The sequence below is a fragment of the Azospirillum sp. ST 5-10 genome, assembly GCF_051225715.1.
Lineage (GTDB): Bacteria > Pseudomonadota > Alphaproteobacteria > Azospirillales > Azospirillaceae > Azospirillum.
The window spans coordinates 42,756-63,648 of the sequence record NZ_JBPJSP010000014.1 but is presented as its reverse complement, the minus strand read 5'-3'; the positions used below and the strand labels follow the sequence as shown (position 1 = coordinate 63,648).

The 20,893-nt window shown below is 73.5% G+C and carries 17 protein-coding genes; 10 read left to right on the top strand and 7 right to left on the bottom strand.

Features of this window, described 5'->3' with window-relative positions:
- Positions 1-54: 54 nt before the first annotated feature.
- The 3 genes from ACSBPG_RS16835 to ACSBPG_RS16825 form a co-directional block, all read right to left on the bottom strand.
- Positions 55-750 carry a PRC-barrel domain-containing protein gene (locus tag ACSBPG_RS16835; protein ID WP_435538350.1) on the bottom strand — a complete coding sequence of 232 codons (696 nt, stop codon included), beginning with the start codon at positions 748-750 and terminating at the stop codon, positions 55-57.
- The gene (locus tag ACSBPG_RS16830) at positions 737-1,435 is read right to left on the bottom strand and encodes a DUF4396 domain-containing protein (RefSeq protein WP_435538349.1); all 699 of its coding nucleotides are present in this window, start codon (positions 1,433-1,435) and stop codon (positions 737-739) included. The genes ACSBPG_RS16835 and ACSBPG_RS16830 overlap by 14 nt, the downstream gene beginning before the upstream one ends.
- A 76-nt stretch (positions 1,436-1,511) precedes the next feature.
- The gene (locus ACSBPG_RS16825) at positions 1,512-3,443 is read right to left on the bottom strand and encodes an ATP-binding protein (protein ID WP_435538348.1); all 1,932 of its coding nucleotides are present in this window, start codon (positions 3,441-3,443) and stop codon (positions 1,512-1,514) included.
- Positions 3,444-3,642: 199 nt separating this feature from the next.
- On the opposite strand from ACSBPG_RS16825, the gene ACSBPG_RS16820 reads away from it, so the two are divergent.
- Positions 3,643-4,668: a chemotaxis protein CheB gene (locus tag ACSBPG_RS16820; protein ID WP_435538347.1), complete on the top strand. Its 1,026-nt coding sequence runs from the start codon at positions 3,643-3,645 to the stop codon at positions 4,666-4,668.
- A gap of 257 nt (positions 4,669-4,925) precedes the next feature.
- Here the strand turns inward: ACSBPG_RS16820 and ACSBPG_RS16815 are convergent, their stop codons facing one another.
- Together ACSBPG_RS16815 and ACSBPG_RS16810 are read right to left on the bottom strand one after the other, a co-directional pair.
- On the bottom strand, positions 4,926-7,196 hold the full coding sequence (locus ACSBPG_RS16815) for a CheR family methyltransferase (RefSeq protein ID WP_435538346.1): 2,271 nt from the start codon (positions 7,194-7,196) through the stop codon (positions 4,926-4,928).
- Positions 7,197-7,374: 178 nt separating this feature from the next.
- Positions 7,375-8,781: a PLP-dependent aminotransferase family protein gene (locus ACSBPG_RS16810; RefSeq protein WP_435538345.1), complete on the bottom strand. Its 1,407-nt coding sequence runs from the start codon at positions 8,779-8,781 to the stop codon at positions 7,375-7,377.
- 153 nt (positions 8,782-8,934) lie between these two features.
- Between ACSBPG_RS16810 and ACSBPG_RS16805 the strand changes: the two genes are divergently transcribed.
- Positions 8,935-9,795, top strand: a complete 861-nt coding sequence (locus tag ACSBPG_RS16805) for a DMT family transporter (protein WP_435538344.1) — start codon at positions 8,935-8,937, stop codon at positions 9,793-9,795.
- 62 nt (positions 9,796-9,857) lie between these two features.
- Here the strand turns inward: ACSBPG_RS16805 and ACSBPG_RS16800 are convergent, their stop codons facing one another.
- Positions 9,858-10,577 (bottom strand): LuxR C-terminal-related transcriptional regulator, encoded by a 720-nt coding sequence (locus ACSBPG_RS16800; protein ID WP_435538343.1) that lies wholly within the window; start codon positions 10,575-10,577, stop codon positions 9,858-9,860.
- Between the two features lie 672 nt (positions 10,578-11,249).
- On the opposite strand from ACSBPG_RS16800, the gene ACSBPG_RS16795 reads away from it, so the two are divergent.
- The 7 genes from ACSBPG_RS16795 (at position 11,250) to ACSBPG_RS16765 (ending at position 18,983) form a co-directional block, all read left to right on the top strand.
- On the top strand, positions 11,250-13,229 hold the full coding sequence (locus ACSBPG_RS16795; RefSeq protein WP_435538342.1) for an FTR1 family iron permease: 1,980 nt from the start codon (positions 11,250-11,252) through the stop codon (positions 13,227-13,229).
- Positions 13,230-13,258: 29 nt separating this feature from the next.
- Positions 13,259-13,783, top strand: a complete 525-nt coding sequence (locus ACSBPG_RS16790) for an iron transporter (RefSeq protein ID WP_435538341.1) — start codon at positions 13,259-13,261, stop codon at positions 13,781-13,783.
- A gap of 129 nt (positions 13,784-13,912) precedes the next feature.
- Complete coding sequence (locus ACSBPG_RS16785) at positions 13,913-15,259, top strand: Fe-S-containing protein (protein WP_435538340.1); 1,347 nt, start codon at positions 13,913-13,915, stop codon at positions 15,257-15,259.
- Positions 15,260-15,272: 13 nt separating this feature from the next.
- Complete coding sequence (locus tag ACSBPG_RS16780) at positions 15,273-16,586, top strand: ABC transporter permease (RefSeq protein WP_435538339.1); 1,314 nt, start codon at positions 15,273-15,275, stop codon at positions 16,584-16,586.
- Complete coding sequence (locus ACSBPG_RS16775; protein ID WP_435538338.1) at positions 16,573-17,775, top strand: ABC transporter permease; 1,203 nt, start codon at positions 16,573-16,575, stop codon at positions 17,773-17,775. Before ACSBPG_RS16780 ends, ACSBPG_RS16775 begins: the two co-directional genes overlap by 14 nt.
- A gap of 3 nt (positions 17,776-17,778) precedes the next feature.
- Positions 17,779-18,501, top strand: coding sequence for an ABC transporter ATP-binding protein (locus tag ACSBPG_RS16770; RefSeq protein WP_435538337.1), 723 nt, complete (start codon positions 17,779-17,781; stop codon positions 18,499-18,501).
- The gene (locus ACSBPG_RS16765) at positions 18,498-18,983 is read left to right on the top strand and encodes a TlpA family protein disulfide reductase (protein ID WP_435538336.1); all 486 of its coding nucleotides are present in this window, start codon (positions 18,498-18,500) and stop codon (positions 18,981-18,983) included. Before ACSBPG_RS16770 ends, ACSBPG_RS16765 begins: the two co-directional genes overlap by 4 nt.
- 9 nt (positions 18,984-18,992) lie before the next feature.
- Here the strand turns inward: ACSBPG_RS16765 and ACSBPG_RS16760 are convergent, their stop codons facing one another.
- Entirely contained in the window at positions 18,993-19,886 is an 894-nt protein-coding gene (locus ACSBPG_RS16760) for a LysR family transcriptional regulator (RefSeq protein ID WP_435538335.1), read from the bottom strand.
- A 115-nt stretch (positions 19,887-20,001) separates the two neighbouring features.
- On the opposite strand from ACSBPG_RS16760, the gene ACSBPG_RS16755 reads away from it, so the two are divergent.
- A complete protein-coding gene (locus ACSBPG_RS16755; RefSeq protein ID WP_435538334.1) occupies positions 20,002-20,832 on the top strand; it encodes an SDR family oxidoreductase in 831 nt (276 codons plus the stop codon).
- Positions 20,833-20,893 lie beyond the last annotated feature (61 nt).

Sequence of the window (20,893 nt, the reverse complement as noted above, 5' to 3'; positions counted from 1 at the left end):
CCTTCGGACGCCACCCTCCCCCGGCGGGGCCGAGGGAGGGGCGGTCGCCCGGCCTTATCGCTCGGCCAGGGCGGGGGCGTCGGCGGGTGTGTGCTTCAGCAGCTCCGGCACCGACACGCTCTCGGTCAGCGCCGCCATGGTGCGGCCGATGACCAGACGGTCCAGCGGCACCGCCGCCTCCCGGTTGCCCCAGTCGATGAAGCCGGCGAAGTCGGTAACGCCGCCGACCCGCAGCACGGCGTAGCGGGTGCCGTCGGCCCCTTCGGCGATGTGGTCGATCTCGCCGAGCCGCGTGCCGTCGGCGTCGATGACGTTGCGGCCGGCGATGCCGTCGAGGTCGGCGGGCGGCCGCGGCGGAACCGGCGGCAGGGCGGCGACGGCGCCACGCAGGGCTTCGGCACCGCTCAGCAGGATGGCGGCGGCGCGCTCGGGATCGCCGTTCTGCAGGGCGTGCCGGCCGCGGCGCACCGCGGCGAGCCCGTCGGCCGCCACGGCGACGGCCGGACCGGTGGCGTTGTCGTGACCGAACATGGCGGCGCGGCGGGCGTCGTTGAGGGCGCGGGTGCCGTCGCGGCGTCGCCCCTCGCGGAACGCCGTGCCGGCCGTCTCCATCGACATGGCGAGTCCGGAGAGGACCGCGGCGATGCCGGCCGGCCCCTGCGCGCGCGGCGCCGCCGGGGCCGCCAGGGCCAGGACGGCGGCCAGCAGCAGGACGGCGGCTCCGGCCGTCCGGGAGTCAGTGCATGCCATGTTTCCACCCGATCTTCACGAGGGCCCAGTTGGTGGGGTAGGTGAGGACCATGCCGACCATCAGGCCGAGCGCGGCGAAGCCCCAGAAGGCGTAGGTGCCGGGGTCGGGCTGCTCGCCGACCACCGCCGGGGTCACCGCCCACATCACCGCTCCCATGCCGACCATCACCGTGATCATCGAGAAGAACTCGGCCCGGCCGCCCATCCACAGGGCCATCAGGCCGGAGTCGGTCATCTTGCGCATCGACCAGTACTGGAAGATGAACCAGCCGAAGGCGAAGCCGACGGCGTACTCCACCCAGAACTCGGTCCAGAAGGCCCAGTTGAGGATGCGCGCCGCCACCATCGCCGAGACGATCCCCAGCCCGTCGCCGCCGACGCAGTGGATGGCCGCGCCGGTCACCTTGCGGAAGGTGTTCCCGGCGTACTGGTGGAACCGCTCCTTCTTGCGGTCCTCGGGCATCCCGCCGATGCGCGGCGGGCGCGCGGTCGACAGGTAGAGGGCGATGCCGACGATCGAAAAGAAGAAGATGATGATCGGCCACGCCGCCTTCAGCGGGGAGTTCAGCGGCGTGTTGATGTGAAGGCCGTCGTAGACCACCCACGCCGCGCCGGCGATCCCCACGGCGTACCAGGGGATGACGAACCAGGGTTCCGCCAGGAACCGGAGGAATGAGAAATCCATGTCCGTGTCCGCTCGATCGGTGTGGCCGGGTTCGTGGCGGACAACAGAGCGGTGCGGCGATGGTTGCCGTTGCCGGTCACGCCGCCACGGCGTCGCGCAGCGCGCAGGCCAGATCCGTCGGCTCGATCGGCTTGTGCAGCAGCGGACAGCCGATCGCCATGGCCTCGCGCAACCGCTCGGGGGCGGTGTCGCCGGTGACGATGATGGCCGGCACGTCCCAGCGCCGGCGCACCGTCTCGATCGCCGTGCGCGCGGTGGCACCGGCCGGCAGGCGGTGGTCGGCGATGACCACGTCGGGGCGGGCGGCGAGCGAATCCATGACGGCCGCCAGCTCCTCCACGTCGCCGGCCGCCGCCACCTCCAGCCCCCACTCCCGCAGCAGCATGGTGAGGGCATTGCGGACGGTGCGGTCGTCCTCGATCAGGAGGACCGTCCGTCCCTCCAGCCGCGCCATCTCCTCCGCCGCCGGCGCGTTGCGGTAAATCGCCTGCGTCGCCGCCGCGGTGGACACCGGCACCGCCACCGAGAACACCGATCCGTTGCCCGGGTCGGAGCGAACCTCCACGCTCAGGTCGAGGAGGCGGGCGATGCGGGCGACGATGGCGAGGCCCAGGCCGAAGCCGTGCACCGGGTTGCGCTCGGGATTCCTGAGCTGTTCGAACTCCTCGAAGATGCGCTCGCGGTCCTCCGGCGCGATGCCCGGGCCGTTGTCCCACACCTGGAACTCGACCCGGTCGCCGGTGTGGCGGCAGGCCAGCAGCACCCGCCCGCCCTCGTCCCGGCCGCCGTGCTTGATGGCGTTGGAGACCAGGTTGCGCAGCACGCGCTCCAGCAGGTGGGGATCGGTCGCCACCGCCACCGTGCCCGGGATGCAACGCAGCTCCACCCCCGTCACCTCGGCTTCGGCCCGGAACTCCGACGCCAAACGGGTCATCAGCTCGTCCGGCACGAAGTCGACGATGGCCGGCTCGATCACCCCGGCCTCCAGCCGCGACAGGTCGAGCAGGCCGTTCAGCATGCCGTTCAGCCCGTCGATCGAGGCGCGCAGCAGGTCAAGCACCTCCCGCGCCGGCTCGGCGTCGAGCTGGCGGCGCAGCACCTCGGTGTAGAGGGCGGCGGCCTGGATCGGCTGGCGCAGGTCGTGGCTGGCGGCGGCGAGGAAGCGGGACTTGGCGTCGTTGGCGCGCTCCGCCGCCAGCTTGGCGCTGCGCAGCTCGTCCTCCAGGGCCTTGGTGCCGGTGACGTCGATGCACATGCCGAGGAGGCGCCGCGGCCGGCCGTCGACGCGCTCCACCACACGGCCGACGGCGGCGATCCAGCGCAGGCCGGCGGCGGGATGGCGGATGCGGAACTCCATCCGCACCTCGTCGCCGGCCAGCGCGCGCACCGCCGCCGCGGCGGCCTCGACGGCGGCGCGGTCGTCGGGGTGGAGCAGGGCCGCCCAGCGGTCCGGTCCCGTGTCCCCGGCCAGCCGGTCGAGCCCCAGCAGCGCACGGCACTCCGGCGACCAGGCGACGGTGTCGGCGGCGAGATCCCAGTCCCAGGTGCCGGCGCCGGCGCAGCGCTGGGCGACGCGCAGCCGCTCCTCGGTGACGCGCAGGGCGGCGTTGGCGTCGGTCAGCTCGGCGGTGCGCGTCGCCACCCGCTCTTCGAGGTCGGCGTTCGCCTCCTCCAGCTCCGCCGCCAGCACCTGCAGCTCCTCGACGGTCGCCTGCAGCTCCTCCGCCAGGACGCCCTCGTTGGTGCGGCCGGCCCGCAGGTCGTCCTGGGCCACCTGGCCGCGCACCGCCAGGGCCTCGGCGCGGCCCAGGCGCTCCTGCAACTCCCGGACGGCACGGTCGCGGGACGCCAGCGCGTCGGCGAGACGGTCCCGTTCCTCGGCGAACCGACGCGCCTCCTCGCGCGCGTCCTCGGCGGCGACGAGGGCCTGTTCGAGATTCCCGTCGAGGTCCCGCAGACGGCGGCGGAGGAGGTCGGCATCCTTGACCGGGTCGTCGAATGGGTTCACGGTGTCTCCTGAGCGGACCGTTTCTCATAGGATCGACACGTCGCGCAGTCGCGCCATGCCGGACGACGCATGCCATGCCAACAACATGGCATGGCGCCGTTTTGTAACGTATCTCTCTTTACGTTATAGGTATCGTTATACAACCGCGGGCCGGAGCACGGCCGTGGGACGGTATGCCCCGGCCGCTGTTGAGGCCACCATGAAGGGTCACGACATTCTCGTCGTCGGTGCCTCGGCGGGCGGCGTGGCCGCCCTGCGGACGCTCTTCGCGACGATGCCCGCCGGCACGGCGGCCACGGTCTTCGTCGTCCAGCACGTGGCGCCGGAGGCGATGAGCGTCCTGCCCGCGATCCTGTCCCGCAGCGGCTGGCTGCCGGCGTTCCACCCGCGGGACGGTGAGCCGATCCGGCCCAACCATGTCCACGTGGCGCCGCCGGACCATCACCTGCTGGTGAAGCGCGACCGGGTGCTCGTCCGCCGCGGCCCCAAGGAGAACCGCACCCGCCCGGCGATCGATCCGCTGTTCCGCTCGGCCGCCGTCGCCTTCGGACCGCGGGTGGTGGGGGTCGTGCTGACCGGGCTGCTCGACGACGGCACGGCCGGGCTGCACGCGATCAAGCGCTGCGGCGGCAGCACCGTGGTGCAGGACCCGGCCGACGCGGAATGGCCGGGCATGCCGCGCAACGCGCTGGCCCACGTGGCCGTCGATCATTGCGCGGCGCTCGCCGACCTGCCGGACATCCTGTGCCGGCTGATCCACGAGCCGCCGGGGCCGCCCGTCCCCGTGCCGGCCGACATCGTCCGCGAAGCGGAGGTCGCGGAGAAGGAATTCACGACGATGAGCGACGACACCCAGACACTCGGCCGTCCCACCACCCTGAGCTGTCCGGACTGCGGCGGCGGCCTGTCGGAGATCGCCGACGGGCCGCTCCTGCGCTTCCGCTGCCAGGTCGGCCACGCCTTCAGCGCCGAGGCGCTGACCGCCGCCCAGCGCGAGGAGGTGGAACGCGCCCTGTGGGTGGCCCTGCGCACCCACGAGGACCGGGTGAACCTGTACGAGCGCCTGGCCGAGCACGCCCGCAGCGCCGGCCGCACCCGGGTCGCCACCAAGTGGGACGAGCACCGCCACGACGCCCGCACCACCGTGGAGCTGCTGCGCTCGGTCCTGTCGCGGGTGGTGCCGCTGGAGGAGAAGGCGAACGAGGCGAGCGGCACGGACGGCTGAGGCCGCTACGGGCAACTTTCACGGCTGCGGCAGACGCTGGACGTCTCCCTCGCCCGGGGTGGGCCATTTGATGCGTTCCGCCCAAGCCACGGGTCGGGCGCGGAAAAAGCCCCTCTCCCACAAGGGGAGAGGGGCTCTTGGACGTCCTTGGCCGATCGTTCCAGCGCAATGTGTGAACACGACAGCCCGGGGTGGGAGAGGCTAAACAGCCGATTGCGGTCACGCCGTACGTTCGGCCCCCGCCCGACCCGCCCCCGTCACGCCGGCTCCTCGGCGTCCGTCGACGGGGCGCCGAGGCGGGTGCGCTCGCGGGTGTCGTGGACAATGGCAACGAGGATCGGCGGCTGCTCGCGGCCGAGGTGCTGCAGGCACATCTTCACGGGATGGGGCATGCCGTCGCGGGACGACATCCAGCTCTCGAAGACGACCTCCTCCTTCTCGCCCGACAGCAGCGGCGCCACCAGGGCCCGGAAGTCGGCTTCCGTCACCTCCGGCATCAGCTCGTGGAGCGCGAACTGGCGGAGCTGGTCCACGGTGTAGCCCAGCTTCACCTCGGCGCCGCGGTTGACGAGCTGGAAGCGCAGGGTGGTGGGGTCGAGGAAATAGACCTCGTTGAGGGACTGGCCGATGACGCGGCCGAGATAGTCGGCGAAGGTCTCCGCCCGGCGCTGCTCGGTGACGTCCTCGACGATCAGGACGACGCCGCGCACCTCCTTGGCGTCGTAGAGGAGCGGCGACATCTGCACCCGGCAATCGATGTGGCGGCCGCGGCGGTCGATGGCGTGCAGATCGATCCGGCATTGCGGCTCGTCGCGCTCCAGGATGCCGGCGAGGTCGCCGCGCAGCTTGGCGACGGGCAGGCCGATGTCGAGGTCGAGCAGCGATTCCCCCACCACCTCCTCGCTGCGCAGGCCCCAGACGTTCTCGCTCCAGCGGTTCCAGGACTGCACCGTCAGGTCGCGGCCGAGAACGACGATGCCGACGTCCATGCTGCGCAGCACCGAATCCGCGTAGCGCCGGTACTCCCCGGACTCCTCACCGTGGCGGCGCAGCTCCTCGTTGGCGACCTCCAGCTCCTCGTTGGTGGAGCGCAGCTCCTCGTTCATGGTCTCCAGCTCCTCGTTGGTGGACTGGAGTTCCTCGTTGGTCGTCTCGAGCTCCTCGTTGGTGGACTGCAGTTCCTCGTTGGTCGTCTCCAGCTCCTCGTTGGAGGACTGCAGCTCCTCGATCGTCGTCTCCAGGCTCTCCTGCGCCGCCTCCAGCTCCTGCTGCAGCATGTAGGTGCGGGTGGTGTCGGTGAAGGTGAACAGGACGGCGAACGTCTTGCCGTCGCGCCCGTAGAGCGGGGCGGCGTCGATGGTCAGGCGCATGGGGTCGGCGGGCGGGCGCAGGAACTCCTGGTGCTCCAGCCGGACGAGGCGGCCGGTCTTCTGGACCTCCTCCAGACGGCTGCGCAGCTCGGCCGGGCGGAAGGACACCGCGAGGTCCTGCAAGGGCCGGCCGATGTCGGCCTCGCCGACGTCGAGCAGACGGCGCGCCGTGGCGTTGGCGAACGTCAGGTTGCCGTCGACGTCGACCGCGAGATAGGCGGCCGCGGCGCCGTCGACGATGCTCTCCAGGAGCCGGTTCTGCTGCCCGGCCCGGGCGGCCCGAGCGGCCTGGGCGTCGGGCGCCAGGGCCGGGCCGCTGCCGATGCTGCGCCGCCACTCCTGGGGAACCTTGCGGAAGATCCGGCTCTTCAGGTCGACCGGCTCGAACAGCTTGGAGCGGGCGAGCTGGGTCTCCGCCTTGCCCAGGAAGAGGAAGCCGTCGTGCACCAGGGCGTAGTGGAGGCGCGGCAGCACCGTGTTCTGCGTCTCGCCTTCCAGGTAGATCAGCAGGTTGCGGCACACCACCAGGTCGATGCGGCCGATCGGCGCGTCGTGCACGATGTTGTGCCGGCCGAAGATCACGCATTTGCGCAGCTCGCGCTGGAAGACGTAGTGGTTGCTGGTCCGCTCGAAGTACTTCTCCAGCAGCGGCGTCGGCACGCTCTCGACGTCGCGCGGGGCGTAGACGGCGTGCCGCGCCGCGTTCAGCGCATCCTCGTCCAGGTCGGTGGCGTAGATCTTCATCCGCGAACAGAACGCCTCCACGCCCATGGCCTCGGCGAACAGCATGGCCAGCGAGTAGGGTTCCTCGCCGGACGCGCAGCCGACGCTCCACACCCGGACCGCCCCGCGCTCGCCCTTGCGCTCGAGGATGCGGGGAACGACCTCGGTCCGCAGCACCTCCCAGGGCTCCTTGTCGCGGAAGAAGGAGGTGACGTTGATCAGCACGGTGTTCAGCATCTCGACGAATTCCCGGGGATGGGCCTCCAGGAAGCCGTGATAGTCGGCGAAGCTGTCGCAGTTCACCTCCTCCATGCGGCGGCGGATGCGCCGTTCCAGACTGCTGCGCTTGTAGCCGCGGAAGTCGAGGCCGCGGCTCTCCTGGATGTAGCGGATCAGCGCCTCGAAGTCGGCGGGCAGGGGATCGGTGCTGGACATCGGCGCCTGCGGGGAGCGGAAGGGATGCCCGCAGCATAGTGGGGGCGGCGCCGGCGCCACAAGCCGCCCCGGACGACGGCAGGGCGCCGGACGGATGGGCCGAGGTTGCGAAAAGCCCCTCTCCCCTTGTGGGAGAGGGGCATGGCGTCACCCAGCGTTCGGAGCTCCGGGACGCCCCTCAGCGGCCCGCCTTCGCGGCCGCCAAGGCCGCTTCCAGGGACGGGAACACGCGCGGATCGTCCATCTGGGTCACGTTGAACCGCATGAAGGCCGGCGCGGTGCGGGAGACGCTGAAGACGTCGCCGGGGGCCAGCACGACGTCGTCCCGGAGCGCCAGGCGGGCCACGTCGGCGGCGTCCCGCCCGTCGGGAAGGCGGCACCAGAGCTGGAAGCCGCCGCTCGGCATGTGCCAGGGGACGACGCCGACGGCCCGCAACCGCGCGGCGGCCTCCCGCCGGGCACGGTCGAGCCGGCGGCGGAGCGCCAGGAGATGCCGGCGGTAGGCGCCGCTTTCGACGACCGACAGGACGACGCCGGCGGCGACCGGGCTGACGCCGCCGAAGCTCGTCGCGACCTGGAGGTCGACGAGCGCCTCGATCCAGTCCGCCCGCGCCGCGACGTAGCCGCAGCGCAGCGCCGCCGACACCGTCTTGGAGAAGCTGCCGACGCGGATCACCCGCACCAGCCCGTCGAGCACCGCAAGGCGTGGCGACGGCTCGTGCTCGAAGTCGGCGAAGATGTCGTCCTCGACGATCGTCACGTCATGGGCCGCCGCCAGGTTGAGCAGGCGGTGCGCCGTCTGCGGCGTGATCGTCACGCCGGTCGGGTTGTGGATGGCCGCGTTGGTGATGTAGAGGCGCGGGCGGTGCGCCGCCGCCGCCTCGGCGAAGCGGGCCAGGTCGGGGCCCGCCGGCGAGACGGGGACGCCGACGATCGTCGCCTGGTGGGCGCGCAGCAGCGCCTGGAAGTTGAAGTAGCAGGGATCGTCGACGAGAACGGCGTCGCCCGGCCTGACGAGCAGGCGGCAGACGAGGTCGACCGCCTGGGTGCCGGAGCCGGTCAGCAGGATGCGGTCCGGCCCGGTCTGCAGCCCCTCGCCGGCGAAGCGCCGGGCCAGGAACCGCCGCAGCGGCAGCGACCCGCGCGTCGGGCCGTACTCGCAGAGCGCCTCCGCGCCGGTCCGGGCGACGGTCCGCAGGGCCAGGCGCAGGGCGGCGTCCGGCAGCCAGTCCGGAGGCAGCCAGCCGCACCCGGGCTTCGCCAGCCCCGGGCCGGAATCGAGCGACTGCCGCGACACCCAGAAAGGATCGACGGCGCGGTCGAGCTTCGGCCCGAGCTCGGCGAGCACCAGCGGGGTCGCCGCGTCGGCGACGAAGAAGCCCGCCCCTCGGCGGGCACGGATGAGCCCCTCCGCCGCAAGCCGGTCGTAGGCCTCGACGACGGTCGACGGCGAGACCCGCATCGTCCCGGCGAAGGCGCGGATGGACGGAAGGCGGTCGCCCGTCAGCAGCGCGCGGCGCGCGATCTGGGCGCGGACCGCGTCCATCACCTGGGTGGTACGGCTTCCCGCCGGTCGGTCGGACATGGTTTCCTCGCCGCCGTGTATGGTTCGTGTCTGCCACACAGTTCGGCGAAATTGTACGGGACTGTCCCTGGCGCGGCCAGCCCTCTCCGGCTAAGCAGCTTTGCCCGGCCAACGCCACGCTGCTTCGGGTCGGCGCCATGTCGGGGGACTGCCATGAGATCATCGTTGACGGGCTGGGGAAGCGGGCTTCTCGGGGTGGTGATCTTCAGCGGCTCGCTGCCGGCGACCCGGGTCGCCGTGGCGGACTTCGCCCCGCTGTTCCTGACGTCCGCGCGCGCGGTGATCGCCGCTCTCCTCGGACTTCTGCTGCTCCGGGTCCTGCGGCAGCGGCGGCCGGACCGCAGCGACCTCGGCGCGTTGGCGGTCGTCGCGCTCGGCGTCGTCGTCGGCTTCCCGCTGCTGACGGCCCTGGCGCTGCGGCACGTCACCGCGGCGCACTCGATCGTCTTCATCGGCCTCCTGCCGATCTGCACCGCCCTCTTCGGCGTGGTGCGCGGCGGCGAGCGGCCGAAGCGGGCGTTCTGGGCGTTCTCGATCGTCGGCGGCCTGCTGGTCGCCGGCTTCGCGGTCGCCGAGGGCGGCCCGGCCTCGCTGGCCGGCGACCTGCCGATGCTCGGCGCCGTCGTGCTCTGCGGCCTCGGCTATGCGGAAGGCGCGCGGCTGTCGCGGCGGCTCGGCGGGTGGCAGGTCATCTGCTGGGCCCTCGTCCTGGCGCTGCCGGTCATGGCGGTCCTGGCGCTCGCCACGCGGCCGAGCGCCTGGAGCGCCATCGCGCCTCCCGCCTGGTGGGGCCTGGCCTACGTCTCCGTCTTCAGCATGCTGATCGGCTTCGTCTTCTGGTACCGCGGCCTGGCCATCGGCGGCATCGCCGCCGTCGGCCAGTTGCAGCTCCTGCAGCCCTTCTTCGGGCTGGTGCTCGCCGGCGTGCTGCTCGGCGAGCCGGTGGGCTGGACGATGATCGTCGTCACCGGGCTGGTCGTGCTGTGCGTCGCCGGCGCCAAGCGGTTCGCCTGACGCCGGGACGACGCGTCGGGCCCCGCCGGGCCCGTCGAAACGGCGGCCCTCGTGCGGACCGCTCAGGCGTCCAGCCGCGCGCCGGAGCGGGCGGCGACCAGGGCGAGCTGGGTGCGGTTGCGCACCCGCAGCTTCTGCATGATGGCGCGCAGATGCACCTTCACCGTCCCCTCCAGCACGCCCAGCGCGCGGGCGATCTCCTTGTTGGACTGGCCTTCCATCAGCAGCGCCAGGACGGCGCGCTGGCGTTCCGTCAGCTCGGACAGGCGGCCGGACGGGGCGGAGCGCGGCGGCGGGGCCGACGCCACGTCGCGCGGCCCCAGCGGTGCGTAGACGCCGCCGCCCAGCACCAGCGGCAGCGCGTGGTCGAGAACGTCGGCGCTGCAGCTCTTGGGCAGCACGCCCCGCGCCCCGGCGCGCAGGCAGTCGCCGACGGTCTGCGCGTCGAGCGAGCCGGAGACGACGATCACCGGCACACCGCCGGCCACCTCCAGCATCGCCTTCAGCCCGGGCACGCCGTCGGCGTCGCCGAGGTGAAGGTCGTAGAGCACGGCCGACAGGTCGGGGATGCTGTGGACGAGACGCCGGGCCTGGGCCAGGGAGCCCGCCTCGTAGACGGTGCACCCGGCGTTGCTCACGCGGATCGCCAGGGCGAGGCCGCGGCGGACCAGGCCATGGTCGTCGACGACGAGAACGCGCTGCGCACCCCCCGCGCCGTCCGAGCGCTGGCAGGCGGCGCGGGCTCGGCCTGCGTCGATGCGGAAACGTTGAACTCCGTGCACGGGAACTCCTCCATCCACCTGATCAGTCGCATATTCTTCGTTGGTGCAATCCGCCCCCGGCCCTGCGTCGGACGGACGCCGTCGCCTGCGTCAACAGCACCGCCACGCCAGCGATCTACCTCCCATGGTCATTGCCGGAGGAGGAAGCCCCGGCGCCGGACGCCCCGCCCGATCACCCGGACCGCACCCATCGCCATATCGCGTCCGCGCCGCCGCACCGGTTTCCCCCCCTCTTGTTGAGATCGGTGTGCGGACGCGGAACGACGCGCCGGGCGACGCTCCTCCAGGGCATGTCCGGGGCCGCGGAACCACCGGCCGCGGTGGCCGGTCCCGGGCATGCTATTCTGGCAGTTTGCTCCGCGTCCGCATCATTGCAAGCAGTGTCCCCCGCACTGCCGCCGGGCATCGGTGTTACGCCGTCCGCGATGCCCGGCTCGCTCTCCACCTCCGGCGGGCGCACGGCTCCATCGACCGTGCGCCCGCCCTTTCTTTGCCCGCGGCGCCGGCCCGGCGGCGGCCTCCGACGCCGCCGCCGGGCCGCACCCATGCCGTGCGCGCATGGCGGCATCCCACGCATGAAAGTGACAATCAGTCGCATTCTCAGGACGCGCCCACCGGCGTGTACTTGGCGCCGCGGTGCGCCGTCGCTCCGCAGCAGCCGAAGCGGAAGCCATGCCCCCGGTGCCGACCCTCTCCCGCCCGTCCCCGGTCCCCGCGACCGTCCGTGCCCGCTCCGCCGGCCGCGGCGCCGGGCTGGCCGTCCTGGCCCTGGCGCTCTGGCTGGCCGTGCTCGGCGGCGCCGCGGCGGTGGCGGCGGCGGACGGTCCGGACTACCGCGGCATGGTGGACCGCATCGCGGCGCTGCTCGACGACGCCGTCGCCCGCTACCGCGCCGGCGACGCGGACGGCGCCAAGGAGGCGGTCCAGACATCCTATTTCGAGATCTTCGAGAACCTGGAGGGGCCGATCCGGGTCAACGTCTCGGCCGCCCGCAACATCGAGCTGGAGGCGGCCTTCGGCGGGATCCGCGGCATGATCGTCGAGGGCCGGCCGCCGGCGGAGGTGGAGGCGCTGGTGCGCCGCCAGATCGCCGAGCTGGAGGGGGTGCTGCCGGCCCTCGAGCAGGGCGTGCGCCTGCGCGCCGAGCGCGCCGCCGGAGCGCCGGCCCCGGAGCCGGCGCTGCCGGCGGCGGAGCGGCGGATGGAGCCGCACTGGGCGCGCGTGATCGACGGCATCGCCGCGACGCTCGACACGGCGGCCGCCGCCTACGAGGCCGGCCGGGCCGACGAGGCGCGCGCCCTGATCACCCGGGCGCAGTTCGACGGCTACAAGAACTCCCTGCTGGAGACGGCGGTGCGCCGCCACGTCTCGCAACGCCAGGACGGCGAGTACAACGCCGAGTTCAAGCGCATCGGCGAGCTGGTGCGCGACGGCAAGCCGCCGCGCATGGTGCGCGCCTCCGTCGCCGTGCTGGCGGAGGACCTGCGGCGCACCCTGCCGGGCGTGCCGCTGCTGGACGGCATGGCGGCGGCCGCCGAGCCGGCGGCGCCGGAGCGCGACTGGGCGGCGGTCGCCGCCGACGTCACCGCCGCACTCGCCGAGGCGCGGGCGCTGCACGAGGCGGGGCGCACGGCGGCCGCCAAGGCGCTGGTCCAGGACACCTACTTCGACCTGTTCGAGGCGTCGGGCATGGAGGGCCGGATCGGCGCCCGCGACGCCGCCTTCAAGACGGCGCTCGAAGGCCATTTCAGCCGGTTGATGGCGCTGATGGGCGAGGGCGCCGACGCCGCCGCCTTCGACGCGGCGCAGGCCGCCGCGGCCCGCGACTTCGCGCGCGCCGTCGCCCTGCTGCGGGAGGGCGGCGACGCGCCCCAGGCGCTGTTCCTCTACGCCCTGCTGATCATCCTGCGCGAGGGGGTGGAGGCGATGCTGATCGTCGCCGCCATCCTCGCCTACCTCGCCAAGACCGGCAACGCCGACAAGCAGCGGGTGATCGTCAACAGCGTCGCCGTGGCGCTCGCCGCCAGCGTCGCCACCGCGGTCGTCCTCAACCGGCTGCTCGACGCCTCGGCGGCCAGCCAGGAGGTGCTGGAAGGCGCCACCATGCTGCTGGCCGCCGCCATCCTCTTCGCCATGAGCTGGTGGCTGGTGTCGAAGGCCGAGGCGCAGAGGTGGACGGCCTACATCAGGGGCAAGGTCGACCAGTCCCTGTCGACCGGCTCGCTGACCGCGCTGTGGCTGACCAGCTTCCTCGCCGTCTACCGCGAAGGGGCGGAGACCGTGCTGTTCTACCAGGCGCTCGCCTTCGACGCCGACACCGCCGGGCTGGCCGGCATCGCCGGCGGCTTCGCGCTGGGCTGCGTCGGGCTGGCGGCGATCTACCTGGCGGTCCGCTTCTCCGCCGCGCGGGTGCCGATCCGTTCGTTCTTCCTGGTCACCGGGGCGCTGCTCTACGCCATGGCCTTCGTCTTCGCCGGCAAGGGCGTGATGGAGCTCATCGAGGGCAAGGTGCTGTCGCCGACCCTGGTGGCCGGGGTCCCGGAGGTGCCGCTGCTCGGCATCTTCCCCTACTGGCAGACCCTGGGCCCGCAGCTTCTGCTGGTCCTCGCCGCCCTGGCGACGCTGCCGCTGGCCCTGCGCCGCACGGCGTGAGGACCGTCCGAACCATAGGAGACATCGCGATGAAAGCCCTGCTGCCGTTCGCCGTGGCCGCCCTGGCCCTGGCGCTTCCCGCCCGCGCCGAGGAGTTCAAGGAGTTCCCGATCGGCGACGCCCAGAGCCTCAACAAGCTGGAGGTCGCCGCGGTCTACCTGAACCCGATCGACATGGACCCGCACGGCATCGACCTGCCGGCGTCGCAGGCCGACATCCACCTGGAGGCCGACATCCACGCCGAGCAGGGCAACCCCTCGGGCTTCGGCGCCGGTGAATGGGTGCCCTACCTGACGGTGGCCTACCGGCTGGAGAACGTCGACACGGGCAAGGTGCTGACCGGCACCCTGATGCCGATGGTGGCGGTGGACGGCCCGCACTACGGGGCGAACATCAAGATGCCGGGCACCGGCAACTACAAGCTGACCTACCGCATCGACCCGCCCTCCAAGCAGGGCTTCGGCCGCCACACCGACCACGCCAGCGGCGTCGGCAAATGGTTCCAGCCCTTCGACGTGGACTACGCCTTCACCTACGTGCCGATCAAGAAGTGAGGGGGTGGTCGGGTCGGCCCCCCCTCCTAACCTCCCCCCACTTCGCGGGGGGAGGAATAAGCCCTCCCCCGCGTCAGTGGGGGAAGGTTGGGTGGGGGGCCGCCGCGACCACGCTCCGGGAACGCCGCCATGGTCACCTACTTCGTCGCCCTGACGCACGCCTTCGTGCCGGTCGCCGCCGCCGCCGGGCTGCTGGCGGCGATGGCGGGCGGGCGCCGCGCCGTCGTCGCGGCGGTCCTGTCGGGATTGGTGCTGGGCTGGGCGCTGCCCGCGGACGCGGCAACGGCGGGGCGCGCGGTGGCGTTGGGCGGCGCGTTGCTGGCGCCGGTGCTCGTGGTGGTGTTGCCCCGCCTGGCGCCGGTGGCCCTGGCTCTCGTCGCTGCCGGAGCCGGGGCGGACTTTTTGGACGCCGTCGCCGACACCAGCTTCACCGCCGCGTCGGTGCTCAACACCGGCCTCGTCCTCAACAGCGGGGCGCTGCTGCTGGGGACGGCGGCGCTGGCCGGGCTGGCCGCGGTGACGGCCCACGCCGGCCGTGCCGCCGGCCGGCGGCCGGCGTGGGCGGTGCTGGCGGCGGTGCTGCTGATCCAGGCGGCGGCGTGGGCGGCGGCGGTGGCGCTGGGGCTGCTCCAGCTCGGCCAGCTCGCGGTGTCGGCCACGCGGGTGTCGCTGCTGGCGCGCGCCGGCGCGCTGGTGCCGCTGGCGGTCTACGCCGACCTGGCGCTGGTCGCCCTGCTGGGTCTGCTGGCCTGGGCCCGCCGGCCGCGGCCGGCCATCGGGTCGGCCGTCGCGTCCGCCAGCCGGCCGCAGCGCCGCAGCGCCGGCGCCGCCGTGCGGCGCGAGGCGCGCTGGGCGCGCGGCACCGCCGCCGCGGTCGCCGTCCTGGCGGCGGTGCTGCTGTACCACGACCTGTACGCCTCGCTGCCGCCCAGCCTGTCGCCGGCCGAGACGGTGGTCCCCGCCGCCGACGGCACCGTGCGCATCCCCGTCGATTCGGTGAAGGACGGGGCGCTGCACCGCTTCGCCTACGTCGCCCGGGACGGGCACCGCGTGCGCTTCTTCCTGATCAACCGCTACGACCCGGAGCACCCCCACATCGCCGTCGTCTTCGACGCCTGCACCATCTGCGGCGACGCCGGCTACATCCAGGACGGCGACGAGGTCTACTGCTCCGCCTGCAACGTCCGCCTGTTCCGCCCCTCCATCGGCAAGCCCGGCGGCTGCAACCCCATCCCCATCGCGCACACGGTCGAGGACGGCCAAGTGGTGGTCGCCGCCGCGGCGCTGGAGGACGGCAGCGTCCACTTCCGCGAGGTGGTGGCGGTCACCGCCGCCGACCCGGTGAGCGGGGCGGCGCTGGACACCCTCTCCGCCCCCCACCGCTACGATTACGAGGGCACGACCTACCACTTCGAATCGCGGGCCACCTACGACGCCTTCCGCGCCGATCCCGCGCGCTACGCACAGCACCGCTGAGGAGGGCTGCCCCATGTACTTCCGCATCCTCGGCCGGTCGGTCCTGCAGGGACGGCGGCGCAAGCTGCTGGCGGCGGTCACCGTGGCGCTGGCGGCGGCGCTGATCACGGCGCTGTTCGAGCTGTCGGTGGACGTCGGCGACAAGATGGCCCAGGAGCTGACCTCCTACGGCGCCAACATCCGCGTCGTGCCGAAGAGCGAGCGGGTGCTGGAGGACGTCGGCGGCCTGGCGCTCAACCCGCTGAAGGGGCGCGATCATCTCGACGAGGACCAGCTCGCCAACATCAAGGACATCTTCTGGCGCAACAACGTCGTCGGCTTCGCGCCGCGCCTGACGGTGGCGGTGCGGGCCGGCGGCGGCGACGATGCCGGTGCTTCGGTGCCGCTGATCGGCACCTGGTTCGACCACCCGGTGCCGCTGCCCGACGACGACGGCTACCGCACCGGCGTGCGCACCACCGCGGCGTTCTGGCACGTCGACGGCGCCTGGCCCGACGATGGACAGACCGGCGACGCGGGGACCGACGGGGTGCTGGCCGGCGCCGCCCTGGCCGCGGCGCAGGGGTGGGCGGTCGGCGACCGGCTCACCTTGGCCGCCTCGGGCGGCCGGACCGCCGCGGCGACCATCGTCGGGCTGGTGCGCACCGGCGGCGAGGAGGACGGCGCCCTGGTGGCGCCGCTGGCGCTCGCCCAGGAGCTCGCCGGCCTGCCCGGCAAGGTGCAGCGGGTCGACGTCAGCGCCCTGACGGTGCCGGAGAACGACCTGTCGCGGCGCGCGCGGCGCGACCGCGAGTCCCTGGACGCCGCGGAGTACGACGTGTGGTACTGCACGGCCTACGTCACCACCATCGCCCACCAGATCGAGGAGGCGGTGGTCAACGCCTCGGCCCGGCCCCTGTGGCAGGTGGCGGCCGGCGAGGGGGCGGTGATCGGCAGGATCCAGGTGCTGATGCTGGTGGTGACGGTGGCCGCCTTCGTCTCGGCGGCCATCGGCGTGTCGTCGCTGATGACCACCATCATCGCCGAACGCACCCGCGAGATCGGCCTGATGAAGGCGCTGGGGGCGGCCGACTGGCAGATCCACCTGCTGTTCCTCGGCGAGGCGGTGGTGGTCGGCGTCGCCGGCGGGGCGTTCGGCACCGCCGCCGGGCTGGGGCTGGCCCAGGGGGTGGGCTGGCTGGTGTTCGGACAGCCGGTGCCGGTGCACTGGATCGGCGTGCCGGTGGTGATCGTCGTCTGCATCCTGACCGCGCTGGCCGGCTCGCTCGTGCCGGCGCGCTCCATCGCCCGGCTCCTGCCGGCGGAGGTGCTCTATGGCCGCCGTTGAGCGCACCGCACGGCCGCCCGCGGTGCGGCGCCGCGCCCGGCTCGCCATGGTGGCGCGCCTGGTGCTGAAGGCGCTCGCCGCGCGCGGCGGGCAGGTGCCGACCGCCCTCGGCTCGATCGCCGTCGGCGCCGCCGTGGTGTCGGCGCTGCTGTGCCTCTACCTCGACGTCTCCATCAAGATGAGCGAGGAGCTGCGCGCCTTCGGCGCCAACTTCACGGTCGCCGCCGCACCGTCCGGCGACGACGGGGAGGGGGCGCCCGCCGGGCTGGACGGCGCCACCTGGCGCGGGGTGGTGGAGGCGGTGCCGGCCGACGTGCTGGTGGGGGCGAGCCCGTTCCTCTACGGCGTGGTGCGCCTCGACCTCGGCAACGCGGTGCTGGCCGGGGTCGACTTCGCCGGGCTGCGGCGCATCGCCCCCTACTGGCAGGTCGAGGGCGGCTGGGTCTCGGTCTCCTTCGACGAGCGCAACGCCATGGTCGGCCGCCGGCTGGCGGAGTCGATGGAGCTGAAGCCCGGCGACACGGTGACGATCGTCAGCGGCGACCGCACCCGGCGCGCCGAGGTGACGGTGAAGGGGGTGGTCGACACCGGCGACACGGAGGACGGGCAGATCTTCGTCACCCTGTCGCTGGCCCAGCGCCTGCTCGACGCGCCCGACCGGGCCGACCTGGCGATGCTGTCCATCGTCGCCCGCGGCGCCGAGGCGGACGCGCTGGCCGCCGGCCTGGAGCGCCGCTTCCCCGGGATCGCGGCGCGGCCGATCCGCAAGATCTCCCAGTCCGACGGGCAGATCCTGGAGCGCATCGAGGGGCTGATGGCGCTGGTGGCGGCGACCATCCTGGTGGTCACCACGCTGTGCGTCAACGCCACCCTGACCGCCATGGTGGCGCGGCGCACGCCCGAGCTCGGCCTGCAGAAGGCGCTCGGCGCCTCCGACCGCGCCGTCGTCGCCCAGGTCCTGCTGGAGACGGCGGCGATCGCCCTGGCCGGGGTGGCGCTGGGCCTGGCGGCCGGCTTCGCGCTGGCGCAGCTGCTGGGCCTGGCGGTGTTCGACGCCTGGGTCACGTTCCGCCCGGTGGTGGCGCCGCTGACGCTCGCGGTGTCGCTGGCCGCCGCCCTGGCCGCGGCGGTGGTGCCGATCCGCAGCGCCGTGCGCGTCGTCCCCGCCCGGGTGCTGAGAGGAGAGTGAGCGATGGACATGACCACCCCCTTCGTCGACCCCGCGGCCGATGCCGAGGACGCCGCCGCGCCGCCCGACCCCATCGTGGTGGAGGGACTGGGCAAGCGCTTCGGCAGCGTCGCCGCGCTGGAGGACGTGACCGTGCGGGTCGGGCGCGGCGCCTTCGTGGCGATCATGGGCCCCTCGGGGTCGGGCAAGACGACCCTGCTCAACATCCTGTCCTGCCTCGACACGCCGAGCACGGGGCGCTACCGCCTCGACGGCGTCGACGTGGCGTCGCTGACGCCGGCCGAGCAGACGGTGGTGCGGCGCGAGCGGATCGGCCTGGTGTTCCAGCAGTTCCACCTGATCCCCTACCTGAACGCGCTGGAGAACGTGATGCTGGCCCAGCACTACCACTCCATGGCCGACCGCGACGAGGCGATGGCGGCCCTGGAGCGGGTCGGGCTGGGGCCGCGCTGGCACCACCGGCCGGCCCAGCTCTCGGGCGGCGAGCAGCAGAGGCTGTGCATCGCCCGCTCGCTCATCAACGATCCCGCGCTGATCCTCGCCGACGAGCCCACCGGCAACCTCGACCGCGCCAACGAAACGCGGGTGATGGACCTGTTCCGCGATCTGCACCGCGAGGGCCGCACCATCGTCCTGGTCACCCATAACCCCGAGCTCGGCGCCATGACCGACCGCATCGTCTGGCTGCGCCACGGCCGCGTCGTGCCGGAAGGGGAGACGCCATGACGCGGTGGGCGTTCCTGCTGCTGGCCCTGCTGCCGGCGCTGGCCGGCTGCGGCAAGCCGCCGGTGGCCGAGGCCGGCGCCCCGGCGCCGGAGCTGACGGTGCTCGACCGCGACGGCAACGCGGTGCGGCTGGCCGACTTCCGCGGCCGGGTGGTGCTGGTCAATTTCTGGATCACCGGCTGCGGCCCGTGCCTGGCCGAGATGCCGGGGCTCGACCGGGTGTACCGGGCGCGGCGCGAGCGCGGCTTCGCGGTGCTGGGGGTCAACATGGGCCAGGACCCCGACACGGTGGAGGCGGCGCGGCGCCGGCTGCGCGTGTCGTTCCCGCTGCTCTCCGACCAGCTGATGATCGCGGCCAAGACCTACGCCGTGGTCGGCGTGCCGGTCTCCTTCCTGGTCGACGCCGAGGGCCGCCTGCGCGAGCGCATCGACGGCCTCCTCGAGCCGGACGCGCTGGAGCGCAAGCTGGACGCGCTGATGTAGGGTGCCGGCTCAGCCCACCTCCTTCAGCACGTCGATGAAGGCGCGCAGGCCCGGCGGCACATGGCGGTGGCCGGGGTAGTAGAGATGCAGCCCCGGGATCGCCGGGCACCAGTCGTCCAGCACGGTGACCAGCCGGCCGGCCGCGATCTCCGGCCGCGCCAGCCGGTCGGCGACGTAGGCGATGCCGAGGCCCTTGACCGCCGCCTCGACCATCAGCCCGGGATGGTCGAGCGTGAGGGCGCCCGCCACCTCGACGGTCAGCTCCTGGCCGCGGCGCGCGAACTCCCAGCGGTAGAGCTTGCCGCTGGGCAGGCGCAGGCGGATGCAGGCGTGGCCCTTCAGGTCGTCGGGCGCCTGCGGCGCCGGGCGGCCGGCGAGGTAGGCCGGGGACGCCACGGTCACGAAGCGCAGCCCGCCGCCGAACGGCACGGCGATCATGTCCTGCGGCACCGCCTCGCCGAGGCGGACGCCGGCGTCGAAGCCCTCGGCGACGATGTCCACCAGCCGCCCCTCGGTGACGAGGTCGAGCGCCATCTCCGGGCAGCGCGCCAGGAAGGTCGGGACGACGCGGTCGAGCAGCAGCCGGGCCGCCGGCTCGCTGGCGTTGATCCGCAGCACGCCGCTGGGGCGGCCGCGGAAGGCGTCGACCTCCTCCAGCGCCCGGTCGAGGTCGCGCAGCACCGGCGCCAGGCGGACGAGGAGGCGGTCGCCGGCCTCGGTCGGGGCGACGCTGCGGGTCGTGCGGTGCAGCAGGCGCACGCCCATGCCCGCCTCCAGCGCCTTCATCATGTGGCTGAGGGTGGAGGGCGACAGCCCCAGCTCGTCGGCGGCCTTGCGGAAGCTGCGGTGGCCGGCGACGGCGGCGAAGGCGGTCAGGTCGGCCAGGGCGGGGCGGCGCTTCATGGGGATCCTTCACCAGTCCATGCAGGATTGCCCGGATAGTAACAGGAATGGGGCGGTGCCAGCTTCACGCTCGAAGGGACCCGCACCCCCGCGGTCCCGCAACGAGGAGGTCCCCATGGGCAAGACCTGGTTCATCACCGGCGCCTCGTCGGGTTTCGGGCGCCTGCTGACCGAACGCCTGCTGGAGCGCGGCGACCGCGTGGCGGCGACCCTGCGCCGCACCGATGCGCTGGACGACCTGACGGCGACGCACGGCGACGCCCTGCGGGTGGAGGCGCTGGACGTGACCGACACGGCGGCGGTGCGCCGGGTGGTCGACGGCGCCTTCGCCGCCCTCGGCCGCATCGACGTCGTCGTCAGCAACGCCGGCTACGGCCTGTTCGGCGCCGCCGAGGAGGTGAGCGACGCGCAGATCCGCCACCAGATCGACACCAACCTGATCGGCTCGATCCAGGTCATCCGCGCCGCCCTGCCGCACCTGCGCGCCCAGGGCGGCGGGCGCATCCTGCAGGTGTCCTCGGAAGGGGGGCAGATCGCCTATCCCAACTTCAGCCTCTATCACGCCACCAAGTGGGGCATCGAGGGCTTCGTCGAGGCGGTCGCCCAGGAGGTGGCGCCGTTCGGCATCGCCTTCACCCTCGTCGAGCCGGGCCCGGCGCGGACCGACTTCGGGCGCGGCCTCGTCAGCCCGCCGCCGCTGGCCGCCTACGAGCGCACGCCGGCCGGCGCGATCCGGCGGGCCATCGCCGAGGGCCGCTTCGCGGTGTCCGGCGACCCGGCGAAGATGGTCCGGGCGATGATCGACGCCGCCGACCGGCAGCCGGCGCCGCGCCGCCTCGTCCTCGGCAGCACCTCCTACACCGGCGTCCGTGCCGCCCTGGCGGCCCGGCTGGCCGAACTCGACGCGCAGGAGGCGGTCGCCCGGTCGACCGACGCGGACGCCTGAGCCCGGCCGGCAACCCCCCATCCCGCCGCGCCGGGAGCGCCGCCGGCCCGACCCGCCCGCC